The 26,685-nt window shown below is 48.5% G+C and carries 23 protein-coding genes; 7 read left to right on the top strand and 16 right to left on the bottom strand.

Annotated features, from left to right (window positions below):
• Nucleotides 1-269 precede the first annotated feature (269 nt).
• From B157_RS0133070 to B157_RS0133060, 3 genes are all read right to left on the bottom strand, one after another.
• Complete coding sequence (locus tag B157_RS0133070; protein ID WP_020607581.1) at nucleotides 270-1,847, bottom strand: amino acid permease; 1,578 nt, start codon at nucleotides 1,845-1,847, stop codon at nucleotides 270-272.
• A 163-nt stretch (nucleotides 1,848-2,010) separates the two neighbouring features.
• Entirely contained in the window at nucleotides 2,011-5,094 is a 3,084-nt protein-coding gene (secDF, locus tag B157_RS0133065; RefSeq protein WP_020607580.1) for a protein translocase subunit SecDF, read from the bottom strand.
• 125 nt (nucleotides 5,095-5,219) lie between these two features.
• Nucleotides 5,220-5,600, bottom strand: coding sequence for a hypothetical protein (locus B157_RS0133060; protein WP_245565394.1), 381 nt, complete (start codon nucleotides 5,598-5,600; stop codon nucleotides 5,220-5,222).
• Nucleotides 5,601-5,749: 149 nt separating this feature from the next.
• Here B157_RS0133060 and B157_RS0133055 point away from each other — a divergent pair, with 149 nt between their 5' ends.
• Entirely contained in the window at nucleotides 5,750-7,066 is a 1,317-nt protein-coding gene (locus B157_RS0133055) for a peroxiredoxin family protein (protein ID WP_020607578.1), read from the top strand.
• An 81-nt stretch (nucleotides 7,067-7,147) separates the two neighbouring features.
• Entirely contained in the window at nucleotides 7,148-7,981 is an 834-nt protein-coding gene (gene nadC / locus B157_RS0133050; RefSeq protein WP_020607577.1) for a carboxylating nicotinate-nucleotide diphosphorylase, read from the top strand.
• 25 nt (nucleotides 7,982-8,006) lie between these two features.
• Here nadC and B157_RS0133045 read toward each other — a convergent pair whose 3' ends face one another.
• Nucleotides 8,007-8,357: a hypothetical protein gene (locus B157_RS0133045; protein ID WP_020607576.1), complete on the bottom strand. Its 351-nt coding sequence runs from the start codon at nucleotides 8,355-8,357 to the stop codon at nucleotides 8,007-8,009.
• Between the two features lie 163 nt (nucleotides 8,358-8,520).
• Between B157_RS0133045 and bioD the strand changes: the two genes are divergently transcribed.
• Nucleotides 8,521-9,171 (top strand): dethiobiotin synthase, encoded by a 651-nt coding sequence (gene bioD, locus B157_RS0133040; RefSeq protein WP_020607575.1) that lies wholly within the window; start codon nucleotides 8,521-8,523, stop codon nucleotides 9,169-9,171.
• Here the strand turns inward: bioD and B157_RS0133035 are convergent.
• From B157_RS0133035 to rpsJ, 7 genes are all read right to left on the bottom strand, one after another.
• A complete protein-coding gene (locus B157_RS0133035; protein WP_020607574.1) occupies nucleotides 9,124-9,945 on the bottom strand; it encodes an aminotransferase class IV in 822 nt (273 codons plus the stop codon). The genes bioD and B157_RS0133035 overlap by 48 nt on opposite strands.
• Nucleotides 9,946-9,999: 54 nt before the next feature.
• Nucleotides 10,000-11,259, bottom strand: a complete 1,260-nt coding sequence (locus B157_RS0133030) for an aspartate kinase (protein ID WP_020607573.1) — start codon at nucleotides 11,257-11,259, stop codon at nucleotides 10,000-10,002.
• Nucleotides 11,260-11,343: 84 nt separating this feature from the next.
• Nucleotides 11,344-13,278 carry a 1-deoxy-D-xylulose-5-phosphate synthase gene (gene dxs, locus B157_RS0133025; RefSeq protein WP_020607572.1) on the bottom strand — a complete coding sequence of 645 codons (1,935 nt, stop codon included), beginning with the start codon at nucleotides 13,276-13,278 and terminating at the stop codon, nucleotides 11,344-11,346.
• A gap of 220 nt (nucleotides 13,279-13,498) precedes the next feature.
• Nucleotides 13,499-14,422: a rhomboid family intramembrane serine protease gene (locus B157_RS0133020; RefSeq protein ID WP_020607571.1), complete on the bottom strand. Its 924-nt coding sequence runs from the start codon at nucleotides 14,420-14,422 to the stop codon at nucleotides 13,499-13,501.
• Nucleotides 14,423-14,424: 2 nt separating this feature from the next.
• The gene (locus B157_RS0133015) at nucleotides 14,425-15,204 is read right to left on the bottom strand and encodes a rhomboid family intramembrane serine protease (RefSeq protein WP_020607570.1); all 780 of its coding nucleotides are present in this window, start codon (nucleotides 15,202-15,204) and stop codon (nucleotides 14,425-14,427) included.
• 36 nt (nucleotides 15,205-15,240) lie between these two features.
• Nucleotides 15,241-17,250, bottom strand: coding sequence for a DNA mismatch repair endonuclease MutL (gene mutL, locus B157_RS0133010; protein WP_020607569.1), 2,010 nt, complete (start codon nucleotides 17,248-17,250; stop codon nucleotides 15,241-15,243).
• 220 nt (nucleotides 17,251-17,470) lie between these two features.
• On the bottom strand, nucleotides 17,471-17,776 hold the full coding sequence (gene rpsJ, locus B157_RS0133005; RefSeq protein WP_018621963.1) for a 30S ribosomal protein S10: 306 nt from the start codon (nucleotides 17,774-17,776) through the stop codon (nucleotides 17,471-17,473).
• A 189-nt stretch (nucleotides 17,777-17,965) separates the two neighbouring features.
• Between rpsJ and B157_RS38730 the strand changes: the two genes are divergently transcribed.
• Both B157_RS38730 and B157_RS0132995 read left to right on the top strand, forming a co-directional pair.
• Complete coding sequence (locus B157_RS38730; protein ID WP_020607568.1) at nucleotides 17,966-18,124, top strand: hypothetical protein; 159 nt, start codon at nucleotides 17,966-17,968, stop codon at nucleotides 18,122-18,124.
• Complete coding sequence (locus tag B157_RS0132995) at nucleotides 18,121-18,780, top strand: alpha/beta hydrolase (RefSeq protein WP_026309123.1); 660 nt, start codon at nucleotides 18,121-18,123, stop codon at nucleotides 18,778-18,780. The genes B157_RS38730 and B157_RS0132995 overlap by 4 nt, the downstream gene beginning before the upstream one ends.
• Here the strand turns inward: B157_RS0132995 and B157_RS0132990 are convergent.
• From B157_RS0132990 to fusA, 3 genes are all read right to left on the bottom strand, one after another.
• Nucleotides 18,769-19,098 carry a type II toxin-antitoxin system RelE/ParE family toxin gene (locus B157_RS0132990; protein ID WP_020607566.1) on the bottom strand — a complete coding sequence of 110 codons (330 nt, stop codon included), beginning with the start codon at nucleotides 19,096-19,098 and terminating at the stop codon, nucleotides 18,769-18,771. The genes B157_RS0132995 and B157_RS0132990 overlap by 12 nt on opposite strands.
• Nucleotides 19,095-19,385 (bottom strand): hypothetical protein, encoded by a 291-nt coding sequence (locus tag B157_RS0132985; RefSeq protein ID WP_245565393.1) that lies wholly within the window; start codon nucleotides 19,383-19,385, stop codon nucleotides 19,095-19,097. The genes B157_RS0132990 and B157_RS0132985 overlap by 4 nt, the downstream gene beginning before the upstream one ends.
• 89 nt (nucleotides 19,386-19,474) lie before the next feature.
• A complete protein-coding gene (gene fusA / locus B157_RS0132980; protein WP_020607564.1) occupies nucleotides 19,475-21,589 on the bottom strand; it encodes an elongation factor G in 2,115 nt (704 codons plus the stop codon).
• A 211-nt stretch (nucleotides 21,590-21,800) separates the two neighbouring features.
• Here fusA and B157_RS0132975 point away from each other — a divergent pair, with 211 nt between their 5' ends.
• Nucleotides 21,801-23,579 carry an ABC transporter ATP-binding protein gene (locus B157_RS0132975; protein WP_020607563.1) on the top strand — a complete coding sequence of 593 codons (1,779 nt, stop codon included), beginning with the start codon at nucleotides 21,801-21,803 and terminating at the stop codon, nucleotides 23,577-23,579.
• 72 nt (nucleotides 23,580-23,651) lie between these two features.
• Here the strand turns inward: B157_RS0132975 and B157_RS0132970 are convergent, their stop codons facing one another.
• The gene (locus B157_RS0132970; protein WP_020607562.1) at nucleotides 23,652-24,341 is read right to left on the bottom strand and encodes a LexA family transcriptional regulator; all 690 of its coding nucleotides are present in this window, start codon (nucleotides 24,339-24,341) and stop codon (nucleotides 23,652-23,654) included.
• Nucleotides 24,342-24,484: 143 nt separating this feature from the next.
• Here B157_RS0132970 and B157_RS0132965 point away from each other — a divergent pair, with 143 nt between their 5' ends.
• Nucleotides 24,485-25,750: a DNA polymerase Y family protein gene (locus B157_RS0132965; protein WP_020607561.1), complete on the top strand. Its 1,266-nt coding sequence runs from the start codon at nucleotides 24,485-24,487 to the stop codon at nucleotides 25,748-25,750.
• A 64-nt stretch (nucleotides 25,751-25,814) separates the two neighbouring features.
• Here the strand turns inward: B157_RS0132965 and B157_RS0132960 are convergent, their stop codons facing one another.
• The gene (locus tag B157_RS0132960; protein ID WP_020607560.1) at nucleotides 25,815-26,675 is read right to left on the bottom strand and encodes a pirin family protein; all 861 of its coding nucleotides are present in this window, start codon (nucleotides 26,673-26,675) and stop codon (nucleotides 25,815-25,817) included.
• Nucleotides 26,676-26,685: the final 10 nt, after the last annotated feature.

The raw sequence follows: 26,685 nt of genomic DNA, 5'->3' as shown, positions 1-26,685 counted from the left end.
GGTGGTCACGAGTCGCTTATCGAGCGACTGATTCAGTTGGTTTTCAATGGGTTGGAGATACTGACGGACTTTTTGGGTGATGAAGTCGGCAGCGGTTGCATTTGCGGTTGCATTTTTTGCTGCGGTATGGTTATTTTGTTCTTGTGCTTGGCACATAATAAGGCCTCCTTTCTGGCTTTGGCGTTGTGGTGATGCTCAAAGCTAAGAAAGGAGGCCCCTTGTTGTCAACCCCCTAAAATTCGGGATGACTCATGTTCAGGTGGGTCGTGTTATTCCTGCGACCGTATTTTACTGTGGTAGCGGCCATAACCGAAGTATATAGCCAGACCAATGGCCATCCAGATAATGAGCCGTGTCCAGTTCTCCCAGCCCAGGCTCAAAATCATCGCCAGACAGATGGCGGCTCCCAGTGGACAAACGATTAAATAGAGGGGTGTTTTGAACGGACGAACGATATTGGGATCCGTTTTTCGCAGAATCATGATACCAATACAAACCAGTACAAAAGCGAACAGTGTTCCAATACTGGTCATATCGCCCACGATGCTATCGGGCACGAAGGCCGCGAAGATAGAAACAAAGGCAAAAAACAACCATTGTGACCGGAAGGGAGTTTTGAATTTCGGGTGCAGTCTCGAAAATACTGATGGTACCAAACCATCTTTACTCATCGTGTAAAATACGCGGGTTTGTCCCAACAGCATCACCAGAATTACCGAAGAGAAACCAGCCAGAATAGCCACCGTTACCAACGATGCTAACCACTCGTAACCAGGCATGTAGGTATTGATTGCATACACGACGGAGGCTTCTCCACCCTGTCCCATAAACTCTTTGTAAGGAGCCAGGCCGGTTAATACGTACGAGAACAGAATATAGAGTACAGTACAGATGGCTAGTGATACCAGGATGCCGATGGGCATATCGCGCTGCGGGTTCTTCGCTTCCTGAGCCGCTGTTGATACCGCATCGAAGCCGATGAAGGCAAAAAAGACAATACCAGCTCCTCGAAGTACGCCCAGCCAGCCATGATTCAATGGGTCGGAATAGTTGTGGATCTGCCCGGTGCTTAACTTAGCCGTACCGGCATCGGCCGGAATCAGGAACGGAGTGTGGTTGGCGGGGTTGATGTATTTCCAGGCCAATGCAATGATCAGCAGGACGATACTAACCTTCACAATAACGATAACATTGTTGAAAGCCGCCGACTCCTGCGTACCTCTGATCAACAACAGGCTCAGCATTAACAGAATGAACACCGCAGGCAGATTAACAAGCCCCTGTACGCCCGCTTCACCGGCATAAATGCCTAAGCCATCGCTAACCTGAAATGGAGAGTGACACCATCGATAGGGTATATGAAAATGAAGAAAATCGTCCAGCAAGGCGTTCAGATACTGTGACCAGCCAATGGATACGGTAGCGGCTCCAAGTGCGTATTCCAGTACTAAATCCCAGCCAATAATCCAGGCAACAAACTCACCCATCGTGGTATAGCTGTATGTATAGGCACTACCGGCAATGGGAATCATAGAGGCAAACTCGGCATAACACAACCCGGCCAGTGCACAGGCAAAAGCCGCAATGGCAAAAGAGATTGTTACCGCCGGACCAGCATGACCACCAGCCGCAGCCGCTGTTCTGACAAATAAACCCGCTCCTATAATGGCTCCGATACCCAGCGCAATCAAGTTCGTGACATTCAGAGTACGCTTCAACGTGCCCTCCTGACTAATCGGGTTCATGCTATCGGGTGGTCCGTCATTGTCCCCGGCCATGAGTTTTTCGAGCGATTTTTTCGCCCAGAGCTGATTTTTGGCTGGTGTATGTACTTTGGTTGTTTCCATGCAACAAAATAGAGTTTGGTGATCGTGTCTCTTTGAAAAAGATTATGCGGTGTTCAAGTCGAAATATACGAATATTAATGAGTGAAAGAGCGAATGAGTGAAAGAGCGGTTACCAATCGGTATCTTTTTCGCTCTTTCACTCACTCATTCTTTCGCTGTTTTACTACGACTGAGAAGGCCGGATTAGAGGCTTCTTATCTTTCTTCTCCTTCTTGGCCGTGAACTCAGCGGGTGTAGCGGGTGCGGCACTTGTAAAGTCGACCGGAACGGCATCAAACCCTGTTTTCTTCTCGGCCACTGCGGGCTTATCGCTTAAATTCTCACCCTTTTCCTGATCACGGCTGAGGGAATCAACCACAATCGGGGTAGCGACGAACAACGACGAATAAGTACCTACGATAACGCCAATCAGCATGGCGAATGAGAAACCACGGATGGTTTCGCCCCCGAAGATGAACAGTACCAGCAGAACCAGAATCGTGGAGAAACCCGTTACGGCCGTACGGCTCAGCGTACTATTCAGCGCGTTGTTGATAATGATGGGGATGCTTTCTTTCTTCCCCTTATTTTCATTCAGGTACTCACGCACCCGGTCAAATACAACCACGGTATCGTTCATGGAGTAACCCATGATGGTCAGCAACGCACCCACAAAAGCCTGGTCGACATCAAGCGAGAAGGGCAGGATACCGTTGAAGAAGGTGAAAATAGCCAGGATGATCAATACGTCGTGGAACATGGCCACCACCGCGCCATAACCGAAGGCCAATCGCTTGAATCGAAGTAGGATGTAAGCGAACACAACGGCCACGGCCAGCAAAATGGACCATAGCGCAGAGGTCAGAATATCATTCGCGATGGTTGGCCCCACTTTTTGCGAACTTTCAATACGGGCTGGATTGCCTTTTATGCTGCTCAGTCCTTTATAGATGGTAGCTTCAGCCCGCTTATCGGCTCCCTGCGTATTGTCGTCAATCAGGTACGGCGTCGTTACTTTCACCTGATTGGAGCCAATACCCGTACCACCATAGGTTTTTACTTCGGGTGCTGCGCCTAAAACGTTCTCCAGTGAGCTACGAACGTCGTCGGTACTGACTGACTTCTCAAAACGGATGACGTATGAGCGGCCTCCTTTAAAATCGACCCCTAAACCGAAACCTCTAAAAACGGCCGAAAGGACACCAGCCGCAATAATTACCGACGAAACAGTATAGTATAGTTTCCGGCGGGATACGAAATCGAAGTTGGAATCAGCAAACAGGTTTTTTGCCCACTTCGAGGAAAAAGACAGGGTCTTACCGTTCCGAATATAGTATTCCAGAATCAGGCGGGTGATGAAAATAGCCGCGAACAGAGAGGTCAGGATACCAATGATCAGCGTGGTAGCAAATCCTAAAATCAGGCCCGTTCCGAACGCGAACAAAACGATACCCGTCAGGAAGGTAGTCACGTTGGAGTCGATGATAGACGACAGCGCATTTTTGAAGCCATCTCCTACAGCCTGCTTGAAGCCTTTCCCTTCGGCCAGTTCTTCTTTGATCCGCTCGAAAATCAGTACGTTCGCATCCACGGCCATACCAATGGAGAGCACGATACCGGCAATACCCGGCATGGTTAGCACAGCACCCAGCGAGGCCATTACACCCAACAGGAAAAAGAGGTTAACGACAAGGGCTAAGTCGGCAATGAGACCGGCCCGGTTGTAATAAAACACCACGAAGGCCAGTACCAGCAGAATACCAACAATAGACGATAGAACCCCGGCGCTAACGGCTTCGGAACCCAGTGTGGCACCCACAATACTTTCCTCTACAATGTTGGTAGGGGCAGGTAGTTTACCGGCTTTCAGCACGTTGGCCAGGTCTTTGGTTTCTTCAATGGTGAAGTTGCCCGAAATGCTCGAACGTCCGTTCGGAATCTCATTCTGTACGTTAGGAGCGGTATAAACCAGGTTGTCCAGCAAAATAGCCACGGGCCGGTTTACATTGGCAGCCGTGAGGTTCCGCCATTTCCGGGCACCTTCGGCATTCATGTTCATCGTCACTTCCGGACGGCCCCGGTCGTCATAATCACTGGTAGCATCGGTGATAACATCGCCTTCGAGGGGCGAACGTCCACCTGGTTTCTTGATGAAATACAGGGGCAGGATTTCCTTGTCATCCGTTGCTTTGAACGGCTTCCGATCCCAGGCAAATACGGCATCGGATGGGAACAGGCCTTTCACTTCGGGCGCATTCAGTACCTCATTGGCACGAGCTGTATCCTTCAGATAAACACCCAGCTGATCCTGTCCAACAGGCAGGAATAATTGCGTTAAGGCGGTTCCCTGCGCGGCTGCGGCTGCTGTATCGCCAGCTGCCGTTGAATCTTTCTTGGCACCCTGCGCCAGTTGTGACTCCAGACTCGACGTTCCTTTGGCAGCCGTTCCTGCTGCTGGAGCTGTCGTTTTCAAAGCGGCTTTGCGGGCGGTTTCTTCGCGCAGCAGATACGCGCCCATGCCTTCAATAGCCGGGGCCAGCTCGTTCAGGCGGTATACTTCGGTGAATTCCAGTTTGGCCGCGCCGGTCAGCAGGCGACGGATACGTTCGGGGTTCTCAACGCCCGGTAGTTCAATCTGAATCCGGCCTGAACCCGGTAACCGCTGAATGTTTGGGTTAGCAACACCAAATTTGTCAACTCGCGCCTGAATGATCTGGAAGGCCCGTGTGGTAGCGTCGTTCACCTCGTTGGTTAGCAACTTTTGAACTTCGGTATCTGTCGACTGGTAGTTTATTTTGCTCCGGTTGGCACTGGTAGCAAATACGGTAGCCAGTTTGGTATCGGGCGCAATCTTTTTGAAGGCACTGACAAACAGGTCTACAAAAGGTGTAGTACTCGTTTTCTGATCCTCCAGTGCTTGTTTTAGTGCCTGGTTGAATTTAGGATCGCGATTGTTGCCCGATAGGCTACGCAGGATTTCGACGGGCGACACTTCCAGCACGACGTGCATACCACCCTGAAGGTCAAGACCCAGACCCAGTTCGCGCTCGGTTACTTCCTGCAACGTGCTGCCCAGATAGACAGGTTCTTTCCAGAGCGAATCGAGGTAATGCTGCTTTTTGCTGCGATCGACCTGACCATCTTTGGTCGTCGCGTAGGCTTCGGCATCGGCTTTGATGTTGCGCGACACGAAGGTGAACGACAGGAAGTAGATACAGATGGCTGTAATAACTCCCGTCAGAATAAGAATTCCGGTTCTGTTTTGCATTGGTTGAAACAGGCAGTTGCCTGCTTTGGGAAAATGTAGGATAAACTAAAAAGAGACTCAACAGACTGACGCTGAAGAGGAACGGGCGGTAAAACGCAGGCTGGACAACCCAGCCCGGCTACGTGTTAGGGCGCATTCGTGGCGATATGATGCCCGAATACGTGCCTGAAATAAGAGAAATAAAAATGGGGGAGCGTAAAGTGCCGGAGCAGGGCAACGCTCAACAGCAATAAAATAACCAGTGTGGGGGCTGGTAGCAAAAATGCAGACTGCCCCGAATCGCCTAGCTGGACCGCCGGCGTAACAACAGCGTCAAACTGGGCCGTACTCAGTTGAGTTTCCTTTGAACTATCCGCTTTTCCGGATTTAGCATGTTCGGCTACTACTTTCCTGGCCGCCAGCGTTTGTTGCTGCGCTATGCTGCCGTACCCCCAAACTGCCATAAAGAGCAGTAAAGAAGCCAGCATCAGGCTCGAAAAGCGTTGTATGACACGCGGTTGCTTCATATATTTCCTTTGCGGAGGACAAATTTCGTACCAATTTCGGAGGAATGCAAATTTGGACGGAGAGGGTATCACATATCCGTATAGTTGACTAAATTAGATTCTTATTCTGCCTGGATGCCTGACGAGCTTGTATAATCAATTCTCAGCACATGAAGATCCTGAAAAACTCGGTCTGGATACTGCTTTCAAGCGTCCTCTTGGTACATGCCTGTACCCAACCCCAGAACCAGATTGAAACGACTGCTTTTCTCCCTATCCAACTCAAAGAAGGGTACGGACCATTCCATCCCGGCTTTTCATTCGTTAGAAATTCCACTAAAGACTCGCCCGTTTGGTGTAAAACGTATCTCTCCGTAAATGGAATACCCAAGTCATGGTCGAGAACAAGTGTTTCCTATGTAATACTGAATAATAATCAGTTTGTATATCAGAATTTCATTGTAGGGAATATTAACCTAACTGATTATCAGGGGTTACAAAAGGACTGGCATTTGTTTCCAGATACTAACCGGGTATCTAAAAAACCAATCAGGTGCTACATTTACGTAATCCGGGGCTTCGATGAGAAAAGCGGGAAATGGGTGGTCAAGGTGGATACGAATAACAACCTTGATTTTAGTGACGAAGCCACTATTCACCCGAAAACTATTGATCCGAAAGATCCTTACCAGTACGATAAGCCGCTCCGGATTCAATACGAAATTTACCAGAAAGGCGTGGTGCAACCTGCTGAACTGCCAATGGTGGTGAAAATGTATGGTAGCGAACTGCTGTATAACTTTCCTCAATACGCAACCACTACGCTCAAAAAGGGAAATAAAGAATACCAGCTTACACTGGCGTCTGGCTTTACTACACCTGATTTTGAGAAGACCAGATTAGTTGACCCTTCTTCACTGTTTTTCTCGGGAAAAATAGAGGATAAAGACTTGATTGAGATTGACGACGTGGTTGCTATTGGCGGGTCGAAATACAGGAATAAAGGTGTGGATGTGTTCAATAACTGGCTGGAACTGGAGCCTGCTGATGGGAAAAAGCAGCCCTATAGCTTACAGGTTGGTAATTCGTTTCAACCTTTTGCCGGGCGCGATTTCTTGACGGGTCGTACTGTCGATCTGGGTAACTACCGGGGTAAGTACGTCTACATTGACTTTTGGGGAACCGGCTGTAAGGGCTGTGTTCAGGATATGCCTGCTCTGGTGAACATTTACAGGAAAGTGGATACGGATAAGGTAGCATTCATTGGTATTACGTTGGACTCTCCCAAACGGCTCAAAACGTTTATGGTAAAATCTCCCTTACGCTGGCCTCAGGTTATTTCTAATGACACCAATCAACTGTTCGAGCGGTATCATGTTACAGGTCTACCGACTTCCGTGCTCATTAGTCCAAACGGAACGATCATCGCCAGAAACATACGTCCTGATGAATTAAGAGACGCGTTGAGTTCCCAATTGATCAACTGAACTACTGTTCTTTACCACCAACCCGACAAAACCTATAGCCTCTCAACCAGTTGGTTTGTAAGAAACGCATAACTTGCGCCTATGAACTTACACGAATTTATTCAATTAGCCCTGGCCGAAGATGTCGGCGATGGCGACCATACTTCCCTGTCGACAATACCGGCTGATGCGCAAAAAAGAGCCCGATTGCTGGTTAAAGAAGCCGGTATCCTGGCTGGTGTCGATGTAGCAAAAGCTATTTTTGCCGAAGTAGACCCCAATTTTGTCGTCGATGTACTAATGCAGGACGGGGCAACAATCAAACCTGGCGACATCGTACTAACTGTAAGCGGTAACGCCCGCAACATTCTCACCGCCGAGCGACTGGTGCTCAACTGCATGCAGCGCATGAGCGGTATAGCTACCCATACTCGCGAACTAGTCAATTTGCTGGAAGGGACAAGGGCAAAGCTATTGGACACCCGTAAAACGACTCCGAACTTTCGTATCTGCGAGAAAATGGCGACTAAAATAGGAGGAGCCGTCAACCACCGATTTGGTCTGTACGACATGATCCTCATAAAAGATAACCACGTCGATTATGCCGGAAGTATTGAAGCGGCCATCACCAAGGCCGTGGCTTACCTGAAAGAAACCGGGCGGACACTACGTATCGAGGTAGAAACCCGCAATCGGGCCGAGGTAGAAGAGGTGCTCCGCGTGGGTCAGATAGACGTAATACTGCTGGACAACTTCACACCCGATGGTATTCGCGATATGGTTCGGCTTATTGACAAACGGTTCATCACCGAAGCATCGGGCGGTATTGATGAAACGAACCTGCGGGCCTACGCCGAAACGGGGGTAGACTACATTTCGTCCGGCGCGCTGACTCATCAGATCAAGAGCCTGGATTTAAGTTTGAAGGCTTACTGAATCCAATTGTAAATCTGATTTCTTTTCAGGGCTTCCCGGTATCGGTGGGGTTTTCGTCGATTCCCAACCGGGGCAGTGCCGGATTGAGAATTCTGGGCGTGACTTTAATCCGAAAGATACGCGCTCCGGCCACGTTGAAATCGCAACTGTAGAAAGCCCGTTCCTTAACGCCCCGGTAAACGGCAGTGTAGTTTACCCGTGGTGGCCAGTTGTTGAGAGCTAACTCCGCCGTGATGGCATCAACGGCTTTTCGCAGGTTCGAGAAGAAAATTATCGTTGGTTCGCGCTGCCGCAGGGAGGCTAACGACCCTATATGCTGGATCGTGACTTCGTAAATGATTCGTCCCGAAGGACGTAAAACGGCGGATTTTGCCATTGAAAATGATGCTTCTATCAATGATGAGATTATAATGAAAAACTATTTAACTATTTTTCATTGCATAAACTAAAATTAACCTAGTGGCGTTTTACCTACAATTGCGCTAATCAAAGCCCGGCTACCTAGTCGGGCTTTTTTTGTGCTTGTCTAAACTACTTGCATGCCTACTCATATTATTGTTGCCGGAATCGGTACGGAAATTGGTAAAACGGTGGTGTCGGCCGTATTGGTAGAAGCCCTTCAGGCCGATTACTGGAAGCCTATTCAGTCGGGTGGACTGGACGACTCGGATACAGACGCCGTGAAAAGACTGATTCGTAATCCTGTTTCGCGGTTTCACCCGGAAGCCTATCGACTCACCCAGCCTCTGTCACCACATGCCGCAGCTGAGATTGATAACATCACAATTGAGTTAGACCGGCTTGAAGCGCCAAAAACGGACAATTCGCTGGTTATTGAGCTGGCGGGTGGCCTGATGGTTCCACTCAATAACCACCAGCTAAACATTGATTTGGTTGAGGAACTGAGTTTGCCGGTTGTGCTGGTATCACAGAACTATCTGGGTAGTATCAATCACACGCTACTATCCGTTGATGCCTGCCGGACGCGAAATATTCCGTTGCTGGGTATTCTGTTCAATGGCCGAACCGTAGCATCTACCGAATCATTTATCCTGAATTATACGGGTTTACCCTGCGTGGGGCGAATAGGGCAGGAGCAACGCATAACGCCCGAAATAATACGTCGCTACGCAGATATGTTGCTACCAGGTCTCAATCAGATCGTTGAATCGCTGAAGCAGGAATCTTGATGTTGGCCCTACCTGCCCATCTCCGATGGTTAAATCCCCGATTTGCACGATAGGCAAGACTTTTTTGGTCGAACTGGTTGTAAAGGCTTCACTGGCATCATAAAGTTCAGAGAGAAGCACGGGGCGCTCTTCAATCTGGAAATCGGCCTGTGCCAGCTGAAGAATAGTTCGGCGGGTAATACCATGCAGAATATGTCGGTTGGGCGTGATAAGCCGATTCCCCTGAACCAGGAAAAAATTACTTCGGCTTAGCTCGCTGATTTCTCCATCTTTCTGGTACAATACATCCGAAGCTCCCGCCGAACGGATAGCCTGAGCCAATAAAATGACTCGTTTGTAGTCCGTACTTTTTACTTCAGCCATCTCCCGGACATATTCGTCCAGGATTATGTTGATTCCCTGTTCGTATTGAACGGGTGACACAGGATGAATAGACTCGGTTAGGATGAGCAGGTTAGGACGTTCAATCGTAATACTATCGGCGGAGTAACCACCAGTCATCACGAATCGAAACGCAACGTCAACTCCGCCACTGCGCTCAATCAGATCCATCAGGATGCTGTACGTATCTTCCTTGCTCAAGGGCAAGGGTAAATGCATCCGGGTAGCCGAATTCTGGAACCGCTCCCAGTACCAGTCCCATTGAAAGGGGCGTCCATTGTAGGTCAGAAAGTAATCGAACAGGCCATAGCCCCGAAGCAGACTGAGGTCGGTTATACCGATAGTGAGTTGATCTGTGGGCGCAATAACGCCATTTAGATACCCGTAATGCATAAAATGGCTTTGATTTATCCGAAGTCAAAGATAAGGTAAGCGAATTTATTACGGCTAAAAAGATCGTTGCCCCTGCGAGCCATCCCTGACGACTAACTGTACGGTATACCGACTTTTCTGTTCCAGCAACAACTTTTTGTGAACGAGCACCCGATCAATGGTAGCCTGATCGTAGTAACGAATCGTGATCAATTCCAGGTTCTCGTTGTAGCTAACACGAAAGTCATTCTTCAATTGACTTAGCAGGCGGGGGATGCTGTCGGGATCATTATCGACAACGACCGAAAAACTGATAGCGGTGTTTTGCATAAGGTTGATTTTTACCCCAGCCATAGCAAACCGACCGAAAATATGGCTCAGGTTATCTTCTGCAATGAACGAAAAATCGTTTGGGTGGAGAGAAATTAGTACCTGATTTACCTTGAAAATAAAGGAGGGCGTTAGTAGATGTTGCTTGAAATTACCAATAGTAGTGCCTGGTGCATCAGGGGTCAAAAATGACCGTACATGTAACGGAATACCCTTGTTCTGAATAGGCTTGATGGTTTTAGGGTGAATAACCGTTGCCCCATAATAAGCCAGTTCAATAGCATCCTGGTAGGTTATAGTTTCCAGTAGAACCGTTTCATCAAACCATTTAGGGTCAGCGTTGAGTACACCAGGAACATCTTTCCAGATGGTAACACTCTGCGCATTCAGGCAATAGGCGAAAATAGCTGCTGTATAATCTGAACCATCGCGACCCAGAGTTACGGTTCGTCCATCGGCCGACTGACCAATAAAGCCCTGGGTTAACTTTACTCCTTTACCAACTATGGCCTGGCTAATACGCAGGGCTGTCTCCTGCCAGTCGACCCGCCCTTCCCGAAAATTCGTATCGGTACGGATGAGTTGCCGGGCGTCGAACCACGTCACGGGAACATACTGCGCCTGCAAATAAGCGACAATGATTTGGGTAGACAGGATTTCACCTGCTGAGACAACCTGGTCATAGGTTTCATTGTACGAGCCGACAGACTTTGTCGTTACATACTCTTCGAGAAAGCTGAACGTTTCATGAACGGCACTGAAGTCGCCTTCCAGTTCATTCATGATTGCACTATGATATTCTTTTATTGTTGACAGGACTGCCCGAATGCGATCTGGTTGCTGATTTATACAAGCCGCAACGAGTTCTTCCAGGGCATTTGTCGTTTTACCCATCGCCGATATGACAACGACCTCGTTGGGGCATTGGGCTTTAATGATATCCGCTACATTTCGAATACCATTAGCATCTTTAACGGAAGCGCCACCAAATTTAAAAACTCTCATACCATAAAAAAGACAGGATTGCCCGTGTATCAGAGCAGGTTATTAGCCTGTTGATCTGGCAATCCTGTCAAAAAAATCAGGTTACTAAACGAGTACCGGCCTGCCTGTAAACAACAACTCACGTATTGCATCAGCAATACCAGGCGGATCGAATCCGCATTCGCGGTGTAATTCAATCTGTTCCCCGTGTTCGATAACGGCATCAGGAATACCGAGTCGTTTTACGCGTGCTGCATAGCCATGATCGCTCATAAACTCGATGATTGCGCTGCCGAAGCCGCCCATCAGGCATCCATCTTCAACGGTCAATACACGGTCGAAGCGGCTGAAAACCTCATGAAGTAATTCCTCATCCAATGGTTTCACATAGCGCATATCGAAGTGGGCGGGGTGGATACCCTCCTTCGCCAGTAACTGAGTAGCCTGAACCGCATAGTTGCCCATATGGCCGATGGTTAGAATGGCCACATCCTTACCATCCGCAATCTGACGACCTTTACCAATAAGCTGTTTTTCAAATGGCGTACGCCAATCGGGCATTACGCCTTCGCCCCGTGGGTATCGAATAGTGAAGGCCTGTTTGCCCTGCTGAACGTCATCAGACTGCGCGGTGAACATCATGTTCCGCAACTCCTGTTCATCCATGGGAGCTGCTACGATCATATTTGGGATGCAGCGCATATAGGCCAAATCGTAGGCACCGTGGTGCGTTGGACCATCAGCGCCGGCAAATCCGGCCCGATCCAGACAGAAAATAACGGGTAGTTCCTGAATGCAAACGTCGTGAATGACCTGGTCATAGGCCCGTTGCATGAATGTGGAGTAAATATTACAGAACACTACCTCACCCTGCGTTGCCATACCGGCCGAAAATGTGACGGCGTGCTGTTCTGCAATACCGACATCGAAGGCTCTTGTGGGCATAGCCTTCATCATGATATTCATGGAAGAGCCAGAGGGCATAGCCGGTGTTACGCCTACTATGCGCGGATTTGTCTCCGCCAGTTCAACCAGCGTATTCCCAAACACATCCTGGTATTTGGGCGGCTGGGGTCTATCATATACTTTTTTCTGAATAACTCCCGTCACTTTATCAAAAAGACCGGGTGCGTGCCACTTCGTCTGATCTTTCTCGGCAGGGCCGTAGCCTTTACCCTTCACGGTTAGCACGTGCAGGAGTTTGGGACCGGGAATGTTTTTGAGATCGTCCAGGACGCTCACTAAATGGTCGATGTCGTGCCCATCAATAGGGCCAAAGTACCGTAAATGCAGCGACTCGAACAGATTGCTCTGTTCCAGCAACGAACTTTTGATGCCCGACTGAACCTGCGACACCAAATCCTGGGCGGTCTTGCCCAGCTTGTCCATTTTACCCAGAATGTTCCAGACTTCGTCTTTTACTTTATTGTACGTCTGCGATGTCGTGATATCAGTCAAATATTCCCGCAGAGCACCCACGTTGGGGTCGATGCTCATGCAGTTGTCGTTCAGCACAATCAGCAGATTACTATCGGTAGCACCGGCGTGATTCATACCTTCGAAGGCTTCACCGGCGGTAAGCGCACCATCGCCGATAACAGCAATGTGATTACGCTGCATATTGCCCTGTAGCTGAGAGGCTACGGCCATGCCTAAAGCTGCCGAAATGGACGTAGAGGAGTGACCGACCCCAAAGGAATCGTACTCACTTTCTTTCCGTTTCGGAAAGCCCGAAAGCCCTTTGTAAAAACGATTGGTATGAAAGGTATCTCGCCGACCCGTCAGAATTTTGTGGCCATAAGCCTGGTGGCCCACATCCCAAACCAACTGATCATCAGGGGTGTTGAATACATAATGAAGCGCCACCGTTAGTTCGACTACGCCCAGGCTAGCTCCGAAATGGCCACCGAATACTGATACATCGTCTATTATAAACTGTCGAAGTTCATTGGCAACCTGAGGTAAAAGAGACTTGTCAAGTTTGCGAAGATCGTCAGGTGAGTTAATGGTGGCCAGAAGACTGCCGGGGGTAATGAGCATGATGATAGTAAATAGACGTCTGCCTTATAACACACGTATTAATTACAATGTTCTACAGACGTTAACGCTGTTGTATACAAAAAGCGAAGCTACTACATAATTCTTTAATTATAAAAAATCTAAGCCGCTCGCGTCAGTATATCTACGTGAACACGAGCGGCTTAGATTTTAGAAAGAATGCCTGTTCTATGGATTAAAATGTACCTTTTTTCATACCTGGTCAATTACGCTGACTGGCCCGAAAGAGTTTCTGTTTTTCTTCGCGGGTCAGACTTTCATAACCGGACCTTGATATTTTATCCAGAATCATGTCTACTTCGTCCTGGTCAGGTGTTGAAACGGTCGCTGAGGTACCCGTAGATGCCAGATAGGATCCTGCCTGCGTACTGGCGCTGCTCCGTTGCCGATACGATACTTTTACGGGTGGTTTGGGCTTTAGTAGATTGCTCCACCCGTCCGCTATCCAATAAATAGGCCGACCTAAGTCTGTTCCGTTTTGCAGAAGTTTAACATAGCAGAACCCCATAAGTGCTCCACCCAGGTGGGCTAAATTACCACCGGCATTACTCCCGGCTGACTGAGCGATAGAAAGGATAATGAAGAAGAAAACAATGTATTTGATTCGTACTGCTCCGAAAAAGAGCAGGTGAAAAGTATAATTGGGAAGTAGCGTTGCCGCACCAACAGCCACCGAAAATGCAGCCGCAGAAGCACCCAGCATACGGGCGGTGTCGGATTGATTCTGGAAATAAGGCACCAGGTTATACATGGCCAGGTAAACAATGCCGCCAGCCAGTCCACCCATTATATAAAGACCAATTAATCGACGGTTGCCCAGGTATTCATCAATCAGCCGCCCAAACCAGTACAGAAAGAGCATGTTGTAGAGAACATGGAAAATCTCATCGTGCGTGAAGAAATAGGTAAACAGTGTCCAGGGTTTGCGCAGAAAGTCACCCAGGCTACCGGGTAACATCATCTGCCCCCGAATGAAGTAATAAACGTCCATGTTCTGCGCCATTGTCAGACCAACTTTGGCCAGCAACAGCACCAGAAATATGACCGTATTCACTAATATCAATTGCACCAACGTATTGTTGGGCTTATTGAATTCGCTCCGAAAATCCTCAAACAACCCGCTCATCACTAATAAAACGTTTTTCGTTGGGAACCCCAGTATTTCACCAGAATAAATGCAAACAACATGCCGCCTATGTGGGCGAAATGGGCAACGTTGTCGGCCTGCGCCCGATAAACTCCCGAATAAAGTTCAAAGGCTCCGTAAAATAGAACGAGATACTTTGCTTTAACCGGTATAGGTGGAAACAATAAAAATAACTGAGTGTTCGGAAACAACAAACCAAAACCCATAATTACTCCAAAAATTGCGCCAGAAGCTCCTACCATTGGCTCATCAACCTGGTTCGTGAAAATACGATTGGCAATGGCTATACTGTCCTGAATGTTTTTGCTATCATTCGGGAACTGCTTAAACTGCTCAATGAACGGCAATAACCGATCATAATAGGCGCTCGCGTGCTGATCGATAAAGCCCGAAAAAGGCTCAAACCCTGGATTTGCCCGATACGCCTGAATGGTTTCATATACGTCGTGCATCTCAAAATAGTTTATCCCTGAGAACAATAATGCAGCACCTAAACCACAAAAAAAGTAAAAGAACGTAAATCGTTTTGGACCCCAGAATGTCTCAAGCATTGGTCCGAACACGATCAGGCCAATCATATTACTAAAAATGTGCCCGAAACCACCGTGCAGAAACATGTGCGTCAGGAGCTGAATCGGGTTAAATTTATCAGATAGAAACGAATGGAGCCCAAACTGATCAATAATTGACTCGTTCGTAACAAAAAAAACCAGGACGTTTATTATCAATAATACGCGAACTACCGGTGTAAGATTAAACATGTTAATATAGCCTAATTTCTGCTGATTACTTAATTATCAGCGTAAAAGTCCCGCAATTTTATCCAGCGTCAGCATAACCATTACCGGTTCACCCATCGGCGTATAGCTTGGGTTTGCCGATATGAATAATTGATTGACCAGAGATCGGCACTCAGTTGCACTCAGGCGGGTTACATGATGCAACGCTGATCGGCGCGATAGGGACCGGGCCATCGATTCGATCTTGTCTAATTTTAACCGACCCGTGTCGGCCCGTAATTGAGCCAGCAGATTGGCAAACAGGTCTTCTTCGTTTTCCCCCATGGTTAATGTAGGAACTCCCCGAATAACAAAGGTGTTTGCGCCAAGCTCATCAAATTCGAAACCGAGATGAATCAGATCTTCGCGCAAATCAAGTGCCAACTGGAAATCAACGGGCATCAGTGTTACTGTTTTTGGAAATAGTAACTGCTGCGAGGCTCCGTTCTGCTTGGTTAGTGCCGCATGAAACTGGTCATATAAAATACGTTCGTAAGCACGACGCTGATCAATGAGCATCACACCGGATTTAACCGGGGCCAACAGATACCGATTCTGCACCTGAATAATGTGCTCATCCTCCATCAGTGCTGGTGTATCTCCTCCGGCTGATTCCAGACCCATCTGTAACTGATTGGCCCGGCTACCCAGCGTAATCGATTCGTTGTCGGAACCCGACGATGCTGGTTTAGAAGCCCCCAGCCAGTCGCCACCCTCGTCGGTACTACCGGTTGGCCGAACGGGCGCATCATTGCTGGCAACGCCCTCGTAGAGCGTTTGCCAGTTATTGACCGATGGTCTTTTGGGTATATCGAAACTACTGCCAGCCGCTTTATCCAGCGAATCAGTACGGGATGGGTTTTGCTCCTTTGCCGGAGTACCCGCAGCCGATGACCAGGAAGGCGTAACGGGGCGGGGCAAATGGCTTTCTGTATTGTTTGCAGACGTACCTTTAACACCCACTGAAGGTTGAGTGGCATCGGGTCGGGCACCGGTCAGAAAGTTAACATCCAACTCAAAATCAAGCGACGGAGCCAGGTTGTACACGCCAACGGCTTTACGGACAGCCGCCATCATAATGGCATATACAGACCGCTCGTCATCAAACTTTATCTCCGTTTTGGTAGGGTGAATATTGATGTCAATGTGCGATGGGTCGATATCAATAAAAAGAACGTAGAAAGGCTGACTGCCATCGGGGAGGGTGCCTTCATACGCTCCCACAACGGCGTGGTGCAGGTAGTTATGCTTTATATATCGGTTGTTAACGAAGAAGAACTGCTCATTCCTGGCTTTCCTGGCCGATTCCGGTTTGCCAATGTAGCCATGTACAGTAACGTAAGGCGTTTGCTCTTCGCAGAAGTTCAACTGTTCGCGGTAGCTTTTGCCAAACATATCCACTATCCGTCGACTGAGTTTTCCGGCGGGCAGGTTATAAATTTCCTGGTCGTTGTGGAACAGCGTAAAAGCAACTTCTGGATTGGCGAGGGCCACCCGCTGAAACTCGTCGATGATGTGCCGCATCTCCACCGAGTTCGATTTGAGGAAGTTGCGCCGGGCGGGTACATTGAAGAATAGATTCTTGATGAGCAGGTTCGTACCGGGCAAACAGGATATAGATTCCTGGGCTTTAATGTCGGAGCCTTCAATTCGAATCAGGGTGCCCAGTTCCTCTTCGGCCCGGCGCGTCCGCATCTCAATCTGGGCAACGGCCGCAATGGAAGCCAGGGCTTCGCCCCGAAAACCCATGGTTCGGATGCGAAACAAATCATCAGACGAGCGGATTTTGGATGTCGCATGGCGCTCAAAACTCATACGCGCATCCGTTTCGGTCATGCCGGAACCATCATCCACAATCTGGATCAGATTACGGCCTGCCTCCCGGATGATGACCTGTACCGATTTGGCTTTGGCATCCACCGAATTCTCCAGTAACTCTTTTACCACCGAAGCAGGCCGTTGAACCACCTCACCAGCCGCAATCTGGTTGGCAATCGAATCGGGTAGTAGCTGAATTACATTTAACATATACCTGGTATGCGATGACTAACTGTACCTTAACAATACAAAAAAAGAACCCATAATAGCTATAGATAATTCAACAAAAGTAGTTTGGTCAGACAAGAGTACTCTTTCTATACCAATATTCTATTCCCTGACTGACTTAGGCATGAAATCAAAAAGCAACTGCCAGCCCGAAACAGAAAATGTCTCGAACTGGCAGTACTAAAAGTTCCGAAAAAAGCCGTTAGACTTTGATTTCTACATCGACACCACTCGGCAATTCGAGTTTCATCAGGGCATCAACCGTTTTGGCACTGCTGCTATAAATGTCGACCAGCCGCTTGTAGGTACAAAGCTGGAATTGTTCCCGCGCTTTCTTGTTGACGTGGGGCGACCGCAGTACGGTATAGATTTCTTTTTTAGTTGGCAGGGGGATAGGGCCACTAACAATGGCGCCGGTCGATTTAACCGCCTTTACAATTTTCTCCGCTGATTTGTCGACCAGCATGTGGTCGAATGATTTCAGCTTAATGCGAATTTTCTGACTCATTGTGTTCTGGTTCATTAAGTGAAGGTATCCGTCGAAAGAACCATTTACTCCGTCGGGGCCTTGAATGCGGGTGCAAAGGTACGGGAAAATTTGCTGGAAGAAAACAGTCTTGCCACTCTTTCTTTTTAAGAATGTTTAACGCCACGTTCAGGATGTTGAGGACGATTTTTGTCAACAAAACGAATCACTATGAAAACGTATGTACTGTTTAGCTTTCTTTTGGTCGCTCAGGTAGCGAATGCGTTCCCCCCAGACCGGGATTACTGGATAACGCCCGATTCATTGGGGCTTACCTATGTTCAGAAAGAATTAGTCACCCCGATGGGGCACGCCTGCTATCCTGGATGATGCCTACTAAGGTGGTAAAACCGCTCCGAACCACGCTGATTATTACTTATGCAACAACGGGAAACATGGCTAATCTGCTCTATTACACCAACGCGTTTCTGAAGGCGGGTTTCGATGTGGTACTGTTCGATTATCGGGGATTTGGTCATAGTTCCGACTTCCCGAAAGACCCGGCTTGCCTGTACTACAATGAATACGTCACCGATATGGAAACGGCTATTGATGCCGCCCGCAAGCAATTCCCTACAAACAAATTGGGTATTGTAAGCTCGTCGGCCGGTACCATCCTGACTACGTTAGCCGTTCAGCAGAAGCCAGTTGACTTCATTGTTGGTGAAGGGTACGTCAGAGACCCATTTCGAATTATTGACATCTGGAAGAAGAAAGACTCTTCTTTCAAAATCGTACTGCCAGCGGATGCTGATAGGTACGTAGAAGTAACCCGCAAAATTACCTGCCCGATGCTATTGATGACGGGCACAAAAGATGATATCACGCCCCCATCTAATGTGCATGCTATTGCTGACATGCGTTCCAACCGCAAACTTCTTTTGTATGATGGGCAACACCTGGAGGCTATTACTGTTTGGAAAGAGAAAGAATTTGCTGATGGCTACGTTCGGCGTATTAAGGAGTTTGTCTCATCACTCCGCTGAGTCGTTAAGTAATTGATCTAACTCGCCGGGTTCAAGGTTTGCTTTGTCTTTTTTATCGTAGATAGTCAGCAGGATAACCTGTTCATCTTCTGTGACCACATAAGTTATAATCCTTGCCCCACCACTCTTTCCAGTGCTTTTACTTCGGATAGAAAGCCGGATTTTATAACAACGTTGACCAAGCGATGTCCCCTGATTTGGGTTTTCTTCAAGCGAAGAAATCAACTCTGCAAGTTCGCCGTTCAACGACCTGTACTTTTTAGAAAGTGATTTGAACTTTCGTTTGAATCCATCGGAAAGAATTACGTCATAGTTCATTTCTCTGATTCCAATTCCTTAAGGAAATCTCGGGCTGACTGCATCTTTATCTTACCCTGCTTGTATAACTTTACCTCTTCTAATGCTTCCTTCACGTCGGCCAGTAAGGCGGCTTTGGTCAATGGTAGGCCGTCTTCATCTCTATCTTCACCGTCGTCGGGCAAATCGAGTCGTTCTTTGATTTTGTTCCATTCATTGATCGGAACGACAACCGCCGTACGCTCACCCTTTTGATTGGAAATATACTGAACATTCATCATCCGTGTTTTTTGGTCTAAACTACGCATTGATTCGCGAAAGTTCAAGGTTTACAAAACAGACAAAGCCGTTCAGTTTCCCGAACGGCTCCTCTGTTTTATACTAACAGTCATTGACCTTATTTGCTACCGCCCTTTTCTTTGGCAACAACCGTATCGGCAATGCTTTGTGGTACTACTTCGTAGTGTGCGAAGGTCAGGTTGGCCGTAGCCCGGCCCGACGACATCGTACGCAGATCAGTTACGTAACCAAACAGTTCCGACAGGGGAACGTCTGCTTTGATTACCTGCGAACCGGCTTTCGTATCCATGCCTTTCATTACGCCCCGGCGACGGTTAAGGTCACCGGTGATAGGACCTGTATATTCTTCTGGTGTTAATACTTCAACGGCCATGATTGGTTCCAGCAGTTTTGGACCCGCCTGACGGGCGGCCTCACGGAAGCCCAGACGAGCGGCCATCTCGAAGGATAGCGAATCGGAGTCAACATCGTGGTACGAACCGTGGACCAACCGAACTTTCATGCTTTCGAGCGGGAAGCCAGCAAGTGGTCCGTTTTTCAGCGATTCATCGAATCCTTTCTGAACGGCAGGGATAAATTCGCGGGGAATCACACCACCAACAATACCATTCACAAACTCAAGACCCGGCTGAATAACACCCGTTTCATCTTCACCCCGTGGTCCAAGTTCAAACACGATGTCGGCAAACTTACCGCGACCACCCGTTTGTTTCTTGTATACCTCGCGGTGTTCGACATTCTTGGTCAGCTTTTCTTTATACGCTACCTGAGGAGCACCCTGGTTTACTTCTACCTTGAACTCACGACGCATCCGGTCAATGATGATTTCGAGGTGAAGCTCACCCATACCCCGGATGATGGTTTGGCCAGTTTCTTCGTTCGACTCAACTTTGAGGGTTGGATCTTCTTCAATCAGTTTACCAATTGCTTTCGAGAAGTTGTCCTGATCGGCCGTTTTCTTCGGCTCGATAGCGTAACCAATAACCGGCTCCGGGAATACCATCGACTCCAGTACGATTGGGTGCTTTTCATCCGACAGGGTATCGCCCGTTTTGATGTCTTTGAAACCAACGACAGCACCAATATCACCCGCTTCCAGCCGGTCAATCTGATTCTGCTTGTTAGCGTGCATCTGGAAAATACGCGAGATACGCTCCTTGTTGCCCGAACGGTTATTCAGTACATAGGAACCTGACTCCAGTACACCCGAGTACGAACGAACAAAACACAAACGGCCTACGTAAGGATCGGTAGCGATTTTAAACGCCAGACCTGCGAAAGGCTCTTTCGATGAAGGCTTGCGCAAAATTTCTTCGCCCGTGTTTGGGTTGGTTCCTTTGATGCTCTCCTTGTCCATTGGCGATGGCAACAGGGCCATCACGTAATCGAGCATGGTTTGAACACCCTTGTTCTTGAAGGAAGAGCCACAAAGCATCGGTACGATTTTCATGGCGATTGTTGCTTTACGCAGGGCCGCCAGAATTTCATCTTCCGAAATAGACTCAGGATCCTCAAAGTATTTTTCCATCAGCGAATCGTCAAATTCGGCAACGGCTTCGAGGAGTTTCTCCCGCCATTCGGTCGCTTCCTCCAGCATATCGGCCGGAATGGGCACCTCTTTGAACGTCATACCCTTATCGTCTTCACTCCACTGAATACCGCGGAAGTTAACGAGATCAACTACGCCTTTGAAGTTTTCTTCTTCGCCGATGGGCAGCTGAAGCGGAACGGCATAACTGCCAAGCATTTCCTTCACCTGCTTACACACGTTTAGGAAGTCGGCACCGGAGCGGTCCATCTTATTGACGAAGCCCAAACGAGCTACGTTGTAGTTGTTGGCCAAACGCCAGTTCGTTTCCGACTGAGGCTCAACGCCGTCGACGGCACTAAACAGGAACACCAGACCATCCAACACACGCAGTGACCGGTTTACTTCAACGGTGAAGTCAACGTGGCCAGGGGTATCGATAATGTTGATGTGGTATTGTTTGTCGCGGTAGGTCCAGTCAACAGTAGTGGCAGCGGAAGTAATGGTAATACCCCGTTCCTGCTCCTGCTCCATCCAGTCCATGGTAGCGGCACCGTCGTGTACTTCACCAATCTTGTGACTTACGCCGGCGTAATAGAGGATACGTTCGGTTGTGGTCGTCTTGCCCGCATCAATGTGGGCAGCGATACCGATGTTCCTCGTGAAATCTAAATCGCGAGCCATTAGTTTGTTATCCTAAAAGTTATGTTTTCTGTAATCGGAAAAGGAATCGTTACTGACTGCAATTGACCCCTTTGTAAATCAGGACGCAAAATTACTGAAAGTCAACCGGAAAATCAATGATATGCTAAAGAATATCGTAGAAACTATTCCCCTTTTTTGACCATTCTAAACCTGAGAAGGCGCTACCTGAATAAGGTTGCAACTTGGAATCATGCAAAATCCGTACATCGCTCTGCTCAGAACTGCCTGGACGTATGCCCGCCAGGAAAAACGGCAGTACGTACTCGTCTATTTTCTATTTATACTGGCTAATCTGGTTGCGGCCCTGCGTCCTTTGCTACTTGGCTGGTTCATTGGTGAACTTCAGCGTCAGGATATTGAGATCTTAAAACTGGTATGGATGTATGCTGGTGCCTACCTGGGAATCGAATTGCTGCATTGGACATTTCATGGACCGGCGCGTATCATGGAACGTCGGCTGGCGTTTAATCTAAGCCGAAACTTTCTGGACGAGCTTTTTCACCAAACGTTGCATCTGCCTGTTGGCTGGCATAAGGACCACCACAGCGGGGCCACCATAAACCGAATCCGTAAAGCGTATGACGCGCTCAAAACGTTCTTTCAGGACGGCTTCATTTACCTCCAGGCTCTGTCGAAATTCGTATTTTCATTCGGAGCGATGTTGTATTTCTCTCCGGCTTTTGGTCTGGCAGGAATCGCTCTGGGCGCACTAACTATCTGGGTTATTCTCCGTTTTGACCGACCCTTTATCAAAGCACTCGACGAAACCAATGAACAGGAACACGTTGTATCGGCCACACTGTTCGATAGTCTGTCGAATATAATAACCGTTATTACGCTACGGCTGGAAGAGCGGATTCAGCAGGCACTGTCGGGCAAAGTCGCTCTTGTTTTCCCGCCTTTCATGCGGCAGGTGAAAATCAACGAGTGGAAGTGGTTCGTGGCATCCATGCTGGTTGCGCTTATTTATATCGTTATGGCAACGGGATATGTCTATCAGCATTATGTTCCGGGGCAGGTATTTCTGATTGGCGGTTTAGTAACCCTACTCGGCTACGTCAATCAATTTACGAGTGTATTTCATGATGTAGCCTGGCAATACACCCAAATTGTGCAGTACAACACCGACGTACAGACCGTGCGGAGTATCAGCACGGCCTATGCCCGTCATGAACGCCCTGAATTCGAAAGGCTACCTGTAAACTGGCAGACTATTGCTATTGACGGACTTAATTTCTCGCACGGACGAGTGGACAACTCACTGCAAAAGATCCCCAGCGTAATTGATTTACATATTCAGCTAAGCCGGGGTAAACGTGTGGCGTTTATTGGCGAGAGTGGCTGTGGTAAAAGTACGCTGATGACCTTACTTCGGGGGCTATACTTGCCAGAGCCGGGCGTGTCTGTACGGGTAGACGGGCAGGCGATCCCGGATTTGAATGCTGTTGCTAATACGGTAACTATGTTTCCGCAGGAACCGGAGATTTTTGAAAATACAGTTGTCTATAATATTACCCTTGGGCTGCCTTTTGATGAAGCAGAAATACAGGAAGTTTGTGACGTGGCCCGCTTCAGGGAGGTCGTGAAAAACCTGCCGAACGGGCTGGATACCAACATACAGGAGAAAGGAGTAAACCTGTCGGGCGGGCAGCGGCAACGGCTTGCGCTGGCAAGGGGCGTGCTAGCGGCCCGCGCCAGTGATATTGTCTTGCTGGATGAGCCAACCAGTAGTGTAGATCCTAAAACAGAGCTCGCTATTTACCGGCGCTTACTCCGTGAATTTGCGGATAAAGCCGTTGTTTCAACCCTGCACCGACTTCATCTGTTGCCCTTGTTCGACTACGTATATATTATGAGGGACGGAAAAGTTATTGATGAGGGAAGCTTTTCGGATCTGCTCCGGCACAGCACTGTTTTTCAGGAAATGTGGGTGCACCAGAAAGAAGTGATGGATCAGGAGAAAGCCTAGGTAGATTCTAGTGAAACACAAAAAAGCGGTTCATCGATCCGAACCGCTTTTTTGTATTTTACCAGAATAGGGCTATTCTACCGGAGCCTCAACAATGGCTATTATTTTCCACAAGCCCCGAATGTCCTGCAACGGCACCGTTACGTTGCCCCCGAGGGGGTTATCGGAATGAAGGGTCAGGTATTTACGGGTTAGGAGTTCATTATCCCGAATGCGTTTGACAACGAAATAATCCCGGTACATCACCGCGTACACGGCCCCCGACTGATACTCCCAATCGTTTTCGCTAATGGGTATAGCCAGCACCTTAGCCCCATGTGCCAGTTGAGGACTCATACTATTACCCGAAATCTCCAGCACAACCGTGTTTTTATGCCCTTTTATTAGCGGCCTGCGTACCCGAAAACACTCTGTATCGGAAGAACTGACTGTATCGGAATAGCTCTCGACAAACGTGGCGTAGAACTTGACCGGTATGAAGGGAACGTCGATGGTATCGTCGTCAGGAACCATGATTCGGGCATTGGCCTCGGGCGAATTCAGTACAGGCGTGATACCCCGAATCAGGAAATCGGCACTGATTTGGGGGTAACAGGCCAGTAAACTCATGATTGTATCGTACGATGGCTTTGCCCGGCCATTCAGAATGTTATAAAACTTCGATGGGTTCTCGCCCAACTCTTTGGCAATCTGATAGATAGTGATGCCCAGTGCGTCGAAAATTTGCTTCAGCCGGGCCTGAATCGTTAGGGAGGTATCCATTTTTTTAAACAATTTTCAACCGTTATGGGGTAAATACTTGCTGATATAATATAAGTAAAATATATTGCACTTGTATTACGGCAAATATACTACGAATACAAACGAAACCATAGAGGAATAGCCAATTTCTTCACTGAAAAGTAATGAACCGAAACCGACTGAGTACCCATACGCTGCCCACGATATTATTCATCGACATGAATAGTTTCTTTGCCTCCTGCGAGCAGCAGGATAACTACTGGTTACGGGGGCGGCCGGTGGGGGTATGCGTATACACGGGGCGGCATGGGTGCATCATCGCGCCGTCGGTGGAGGCAAAGTTGCGGGGTATAAAAACAGGTATGCGTCTGGATGAAGCCATGGTACTTTGCCCGGATCTGGTACCGCTCGAAACCCATCCTGCCCGCTATCGGGAATACCATGTCAGGATTATTGACGTGCTCCGTACATTTTCCGATGATGTAGTGCCGAAAAGTATTGACGAAGCGGTAGTTGATTTAACGAACTACCAGCTTGTGTACAAAGATATGCAGCAAACCGCGCTGGCTATTAAACAGGCTATCCGGCAAAAAGTGGGCGACTGGCTGCGGTGTTCCATTGGCATGGCACCCAACGTATTCCTGGCCAAGTTGGCCTCCGATATGCAAAAACCGGATGGCCTGACAGTCATTACGCCCGATACCATTGATGATGTTCTACGAACTTTAGTGCTTACTGATTTGCCGGGAATTGGCCATCGTATAGCAGCCCGACTACAGGCGGGTGGCGTACATACGCCCCTCGAATTGCGGTATGCGTCGCCGGAGTACCTGCGGGCGGTGTGTCGGAGTATTGTTGGCTGGCACTGGCACCTGCGGCTGAACTTTGCGGGTGAGGTGGATCTGGATACAAACCCGGACAACAAAAGTATGTCGGCCATGCGGACGATTTCAGCGGACCAACGCCACTCACCCGAGCGTCTGGATGAACTGCTGCAATCGCTCTGCCTAACCCTGGAACGGCGGATGGTGCAAAAAGGTATCTATTGCCAGGATATGTCTTTTTCCTGCCGATACCATACGGGCAAAACCTATAATTATGAAGCCCATTTTGATACGCCAAAACAGGACGGTACGGATCTGTACCGGATTATTCAGGAACGGATGGTGAAATTTCAATCGGCGCACCAGTGCGAACCTGTTTTAAATGAACATTTGCGGAGTATGTGCGTGGCTGTTTTCCGGTTTATACCAGCAGACATGGTACCTCTGAACCTGTTTGAAGACGACAGTCGAAAAAATAAATTCCGCCAGACCCTGTATGAGGCCAAAACAAAGTTTGGGGCTAATAAACTGGTTCGCGCCACCGAATTACGCGATAACCCAGCCTATCGGGATGTCATCGGATTCGGTAATATCAAAGACTTATAAGCGTTTAGAGGTTCTGGTTATCCTTCATTCGTTCTTATTATGAAGGATAACCAAAGACCTGGAATCAGTTCAGTACGCCCATGCGGCCATTCTGAAAATCGTCAAAAGCCGCCATAATTTCTTCCCGGGTGTTCATCACGAAAGGACCATAGACGGCTAGTGGCTCCCTGATTGGTTCGCCCGCCAGAATGAGCAGTTTCGTGCCAGTCGTTGTAGACAGGGTAATTGTATCGCCATCGGTATTAAAAAGGGCAATTTGACCTTGTTCAATGGGTTGCGTTTGCACACTGACCGAACCACTCAGTACATAAACCATCAGGCTATAAGTATCGGGCACGCTAAGGGTTTCTGTTTGCCCACCAGTGAGCGTTAAATCCGCTACAAAAATCGGACTGAATGTATGAGCCGGGCCTTTCAAACCTGCCAGCTCCCCGGCAACAACCCGTAGCTGACCACCACCGGGTAATGTGGATAAGGGGATTTTGCTCGAAGCAATGTCCTGATATTTTGGGGGACTCATTTTGTCTTTGGCTGGCAGATTGACCCACAACTGCACAAAATCCAGTTGGCCACCCTGGCGCGAGAATTCGAGTTCGTGTTTCTCCTCGTGAATAATACCCGATGCGGCCGTCATCCACTGCACATCGCCCGCAAAAAGTTTACCATGATTCCCCGCCGAATCACGATGCTCCAGGGCGCCTTCAAACACGATGGTTACCGTTTCGAAACCACGGTGCGGATGCTGATCGACGCCTTTGGGCGTTTCAGAAGGTTCCACCCGCATGGGGCCATGGTGATCCAGCAGTAAAAAAGGATTAAACGGTCTTGAACCCTGCGGATGGAAGGCGTTCAGACCAATGAAACCGTCGCCCACACTGTTCGGCGTAGCGGTTTGTATATTGGATAAGGTACGTGGCGTTTTCATAATTGATGTA

This window comes from Spirosoma spitsbergense DSM 19989 (assembly GCF_000374085.1).
Taxonomy (GTDB): Bacteria; Bacteroidota; Bacteroidia; order Cytophagales; family Spirosomataceae; genus Spirosoma; species Spirosoma spitsbergense.
This window is presented reverse-complemented; position numbering and strand designations above follow the sequence as displayed.